The sequence below is a fragment of the Actinomadura sp. NPDC049753 genome (assembly GCF_040674655.1).
In the GTDB taxonomy this organism is placed as follows: domain Bacteria; phylum Actinomycetota; class Actinomycetes; order Streptosporangiales; family Streptosporangiaceae; genus Spirillospora; species Spirillospora verrucosospora.
This window is the reverse complement of the sequence record NZ_JBFARL010000336.1, coordinates 1-4,783: the sequence shown is the minus strand read 5'-3', so window position 1 is coordinate 4,783 and position 4,783 is coordinate 1. Positions and strand designations below refer to the sequence as shown.

Genomic DNA, 4,783 nt, shown 5'->3' with positions numbered 1-4,783 from the left:
CGAGCGCCGGGCCGAGGACGCGCGGGTCGACACCGCGACCGTCGGCACCGCGACCGTCGGCACCGCGCCGGCCGGGATCGCGGGCGGCGGCCAGGAAGCGGTCGGTCCGGTCGGCCCACTCGGCGACGCGGCCGCGCGCGATCCAGAACGTCCGCAGGGCGGTGCACAGCCGCAGCCCCTCGGCGATGTCGCCGTGGTCGAGCGACCAGGTCAGCGCGGCCCGGACGTTGCCGAGCTCGGTGTCGTACCGCTGGAACAGCGTCACCCGGTCCGCCCAGGGCGCGGGCTCGACGCCGAGGGCGATCGCGCCGTCGCGTTCGGCGTCGGCGAGGACGGCGTCGCGGTGCCGCCCGCGGAACTCCTCCTCCTCGCCGGCGTCCGCGAGCCGCTCCGCCGCGTACTCGCGGATGCTGTCCAGCAGCCGGAACCGGACCTCCCCGGCGGTCTCCCCGGTCACCGTCGCGAGGGACTTGTCGACCAGGGCGGTGAGCGTGTCCAGGACGTCGTCGGCGGGCAGGGCGGCGCCCGCCGGGCCGCCGCCGGACGGCGCGGGATCGGCGCAGACGCGCTCGGCCTGCTCCAGCGTCCAGCCCGCGAAGACCGACAGGCGCCGCAGGAGGACGCGCTCCGGCCCGTCCAGCAGCTCGTGGCTCCAGTCGATCGCGGCGCGCAGCGTCCGCTGCCGGGCGGGGGCGGTGCGGTCCCCGGCGCTGAGCAGCCGGAACCGGTCGGCGAGGCGGCGCGCGATCTGCTCGGCCGACAGCACCCGGACCCGGGCGGCGGCGAGCTCCACCGCCAGCGGCATCCCGTCGAGGGCCCGGGTGACCTCGTGGACGGCCTCGGACACGGCGAACCCGGGCCGCGCCGCGTTGGCGCGCTCCAGGAACAGCCGGACCGCCTCGTCCGGCTCCAGGGGCGGCACCCGCCACACGTTCTCCCCCGCCATCCGCAGCGGCTCCCGGCTGGTGGCGAGGATCCGCAGCCGCGGGCAGCGGGCCAGCAGCAGGCCGGTGAGCTTCGCGCACGCCTCGACGACGTGCTCGCAGTTGTCCAGCACGAGCAGGACCGGCGGCGCGTGCAGCGCGTCGGCGAGCGTCTCGGTGAGCGGCCGGCCGTCCTCCTCGGCCACGTCGAGGGCCGCGGCGACGCGCCGCGCGACGGGCTCGGTCGTCCCGTCCGGGCGGACGTCGGCCAGTTCCACGAACCAGACGCCCCCGTCGTGCGCACCGGCCTCCGGGGACGCGTCGAGGACCGCCTGCGCGACGTGCAGCGCGAGCCGCGTCTTGCCGATCCCGCCCGCCCCGCACAGGGTGACGGCCCGCATGCCCTCCAGCAGCCTGCCGAGGTCGGCGGCGTCGCGTTCGCGGCCGACGAAGGCGTTGGGCTCGGCTGGGAGATTGGTCTTCACGGCTCTGTGAGTGTGGCATCGCGCTGCGTGATCCGCCACGGTTTCGCGGTCTCGGTTCGCGGAGCGTGCGCCCGCCCCGAGCCGGCGCCGCCCCGGGCCGGGGTGAGGACCGCCCCGGGCCGCCGAAGCGGCCCGGGGGGCCGTCAGTCGCCGGTGAGGCCCAGGCTCTCGGCCTCCTTCGCCATCCGCGCGGCGGCGGCGGACGAGCCCGCCGCGTCGAGTTCGTGGGCGAGCTCCTCAAGCTCGCCCCCGCCCGCCATGAGGCCGGTGAGCTCCTCGCGGGTGATCTCCTCCTTGGTGTGGTACCCGATGCCGCGCCCGCGGTTCAGGATCAGGAAGCGGTCGCCGACCGGGTAGGCGTGGTGCGGGTTGTGGGTGATGAAGACGACCGCGAGGCCCCGCTCCCGCGCCTGCACGATGTAGCGCAGCACCACCCCGGCCTGCTTGACGCCGAGGGCGGCGGTGGGCTCGTCCAGGACGAGCGCCTTGGCACCGAAGTGGACGGCGCGGGCGATGGCCACGCACTGCCGCTCGCCGCCCGACAGGGTCCCGATGGGCTGGTCGACGTCGCGCAGGTCGATGCCCATCGCGGCCATCTCCCGGTGGGTGGTCGCGCGCATCGACCTGACGTCCATGCCTCCGAAACGGCCCCGCTTCTCCGAACCGAGGAAGAAGTTGCGCCAGACCGGCATGAGCGGGACGACCGCGAGGTCCTGGTAGACGGTCGCGATGCCGCGGTCGAGCGCGTCGCGGGGCGAGCCGAAGCTCACCTCCTCGCCCCGCACCTCGTAGGTGCCGGTGTCGTGGCGGTGCAGCCCGGCGACGACCTTGATGAGCGTGGACTTGCCGGCCCCGTTGTCGCCGAGGACGCAGGTGACCTCGCCCGCGGAGGCCTCCAGGTCGACGTCGCGCAGCGCGATGACGTTGCCGTAGTTCTTGCCGACGCCGCTGAGCCTGATGAGCGGCGCCTCCTTCGCGTCCGTCATGGCGACCGCTCCACTCTGCGCCGCACCACCAGGTTGACCACGGTGGCGACCAGCAGCATCGCGCCGAGGAAGAACCGGAACCAGTCGGGGTTCCACTCGGCGTACACGATGCCCTTGTTCGTCATGCCGAAGATGAACGCCCCGATCGCCGCGCCGACCGCCGACCCGTACCCGCCGGTGAGCAGGCACCCGCCGATGACCGCGCAGATGATGTAGAGGAACTCGTTGCCGACGCCCTCCCCCGACTGGACGGTCGCGAACGCGAACACCAGGTGCATCCCGGAGAACCACGCGCAGAACGCCACGCCCATGAACAGGCCGATCTTCACCCGGTCGACGGGGACGCCGACCGCGCGGGCGCTGCCGGCGGCCCCGCCCACCGCGAAGATCCAGTTGCCGAGGCGGGTGCGCAGCAGGAGCCAGGTGGCGATCGCCGTGAACGCCAGCCACCAGAACACGGTCACCTTGACGTTGACGCCGAGCACGTCCACGTCGGAGGCGAAGATCGCGCGGGCGGAGGCGAATCCGTCCATGTCGCGGACGGAGTCGCTCGCGACGTTGCCGGTGAGCGCCTTCGTCACGCCGAGGTTCAGGCCCGCGAGCATGAAGAACGTGGCGAGCGTGATGATGAAGCTCGGCAGCCGCGTCCGGACGTACAGGACGCCGTTCACCATGCCGAGCGCCAGCGTCAGCACCAGCGAGATCACCACGCCCGCCCACACGTTCAGCGTGAACTGGTAGGCGGTCAGCGCGGCGATCAGCGCCGAGGACGTCACCATCACCCCGGCGGACAGGTCGAACTCGCCGCCGATCATCAGCAGCGACACCCCGACCGCCATGATCCCGAACGTCGAGGCCGCGTACAGCACGGTGGAGAACGAGCCGGCGCGCAGGAAGGCGTCCGCGACGATCGAGAAGAACGCGAACAGCGCCACCGCGCCGAGCAGCGCGCCGAGCTCCGGGCGGCCCAGCAGCCGCCGCACGGGCGACCGCCGGGCCAGGCGCTCGTCGGGGCGGGCCGCCGGCGGCCCGGCCACCGCCTGGGTCATCGCGTCCCCCGGTTCGCGAACGCCTCCAGCTGCGCCGCGTTCTGCTTGGTCACGATCGCGGGCCCGGTCAGCACGGGCCGGCCGCCGCCGAGCACGTTGCCGTTGTTCTTCAGCAGCCACAGCTCGTCGACGGCCCCGTAGCCCTGCAGGTAGGGCTGCTGGTCGACGGCGAACTCGATCGCGCCGGAGTTGATCGAGGCGATGAGGTCCTTGTTCAGGTCGAACGTGCCGACCTTGGCCTTGCTCCCGGTCTCCTTGACCGCGTCGACGGCGGTCGCGGCGAACGGGGCGCCGAGCGTCAGGATCCCGTCGATGCTCTTGTCGGCCTGGAGCTTGGCCGTGATGGACGACTTCACCTCCGGCATGTTGGTGCCCTGGACGAACAGGTTCTCCAGGTCTCCGCCGAACGTCTTCTTCGCGCCGGCGCAGCGGTCCTCCAGGCCGACGTTGCCCTGCTCGTGGACGACGCACAGCGCCTTCTTGGCGCCGATCTTCGCCAGCTCGGTGCCGGCCGCCTCACCGGCGATCGACTCGTCCTGCCCGAAGTGCGCGACCGCGCCGAGCTTCGCCGACTCCTCGGCGCCGGAGTTGATCGACACGACCGGCACCTTCGCGGCCGCGGCGCGGGCCAGCACGTCCTTCATCGCGTCCGGCTTGGCGAGGGTGACGATGATGCCGTCGACCTTCTTGTCGAGCGCGGCCTGGACGAGCTGGGCCTGCTTGCCGCCGTCCGGGTCGGCGGAGTAGAGGAACTCGACGTTGTCCTTGGCGGCGGCGGCCTTCGCCCCCTTCTGGACGATGTCCCAGAAGGTGTCGCCCGCGCCGGAGTGCGTGACCATCGCGATCTTCAACCGGGGGCCGGCGCCCTCCGGGGTCTCCTCGGACTTCTTGCCGCCCGAGCTGCTGCAGGCGCTCAGCGCCAGCAGCCCCGCGGCGGCCAGCACCGCCAGGCCCCTGGACGTCCCACGCGCGAAAACGCCTCTCATCGGCTGCTCTCCGTTTCTCCCCGAATGGTCGGTCTGAGGAGTTGATCACAGATGATGACGGCGCGTACGCCTATCCCTTTCATATCGGGCGCGGGCCTCCCGGGTGGAGTCCAGCGCCGACACCTCCGCGACCGGGACGTCCCACCATGCCGCACTGTCGGGGGTCTCCGCCAAGGGGTTCGTCTCAATGTGGATGACCGTCGTCCTCGGGGACTTGCGCGCCTGCTGGAGCGCGTCCCGCAAGTCCGTGGAGGTGTCCGCGCGGATGACGTCGGCGCCGAGGCTGGCGGCGTTGGCGGCGAGGTCGACCGGGATCGGTTCGCCGTCCAGGCCGGTGGGGGTGCGCAGGCGGTG

5 protein-coding genes are annotated in these 4,783 nt (G+C 73.0%); all 5 read right to left on the bottom strand.

What is annotated here, in order from left to right; genetic code table 11:
* Window positions 1-1,408 (bottom strand): NB-ARC domain-containing protein (locus AB0K37_RS40225; protein WP_363990984.1); only part of this gene is annotated, 1,408 nt, incomplete at its 3' end.
* Window positions 1,409-1,551: 143 nt separating this feature from the next.
* A complete protein-coding gene (locus AB0K37_RS40220; RefSeq protein WP_363990981.1) occupies window positions 1,552-2,394 on the bottom strand; it encodes an ATP-binding cassette domain-containing protein in 843 nt (280 codons plus the stop codon).
* On the bottom strand, window positions 2,391-3,443 hold the full coding sequence (locus tag AB0K37_RS40215) for an ABC transporter permease (protein ID WP_363990978.1): 1,053 nt from the start codon (window positions 3,441-3,443) through the stop codon (window positions 2,391-2,393). Before AB0K37_RS40215 ends, AB0K37_RS40220 begins: the two co-directional genes overlap by 4 nt.
* Window positions 3,440-4,429, bottom strand: coding sequence for a sugar ABC transporter substrate-binding protein (locus tag AB0K37_RS40210; RefSeq protein ID WP_363990975.1), 990 nt, complete (start codon window positions 4,427-4,429; stop codon window positions 3,440-3,442). The genes AB0K37_RS40215 and AB0K37_RS40210 overlap by 4 nt, the downstream gene beginning before the upstream one ends.
* A gap of 45 nt (window positions 4,430-4,474) precedes the next feature.
* On the bottom strand, window positions 4,475-4,783 hold a 309-nt coding region (locus AB0K37_RS40205), incomplete at its 5' end, for a thiamine pyrophosphate-dependent enzyme (protein ID WP_363990972.1).